Annotated in this window: 1 protein-coding gene; it reads right to left on the reverse strand. The window is 75.0% G+C overall.

Features of this window, described 5'->3' with window-relative positions; translation table 11 throughout:
* The coding region (locus SACPADRAFT_RS29835) for a 5-methylcytosine restriction system specificity protein McrC (protein ID WP_040923911.1) at positions 1-512 on the reverse strand (512 nt) is incomplete at both ends.

Genomic DNA, 512 nt, shown 5'->3' on the forward strand with positions numbered 1-512 from the left:
GGCACGGGGGTGATCTCGGCCAGCCGCGCCCGCAGCCGCAGCAGCCGCCCCCGCACCTCGGCAGGAACTCCCCCGGCGACCCCGCCCGGCAACCGCAGCAGCGCCTCGCCCGCGGTGCGCAGCAGTCGATTCTCCGCGATGTCGGTGGTGTAGTCGTCGTGGGTGATCTCCAGCGGGACGAGTCGGCCGTGGTGTCGGCGGACCTGCTCGGAGTGCCGGACGCGACCGCGCATGACCAGCGCGGTCTCCTCCACCTCGCGGTAGCCCTGCAACAGTCCCTGGCGCAGCGAGCGCTCCGCCTGGTGGGCGAACATCCGGGCGACGGCGGGCAGCAGGTGCGGTTCGGCGTCCACCGGCACCTGCTCCGTGCGCCACCGGCCGTGGCTGTAGCCGAGCAGGAACAGCAGCCGCGCGACCGGGATCTTCGGCGCGATGCGGACGGTGACCGCCCGCCCGCCCCCGGCAGGCACCGCCACGACGCCGACCAGGTTCGTCGCCCGCAGCCGCCACTG

Origin of the sequence: Saccharomonospora iraqiensis subsp. paurometabolica YIM 90007 (assembly GCF_000231035.2) — a bacterium.
In the GTDB taxonomy this organism is placed as follows: Bacteria; Actinomycetota; Actinomycetes; order Mycobacteriales; family Pseudonocardiaceae; genus Saccharomonospora; species Saccharomonospora paurometabolica.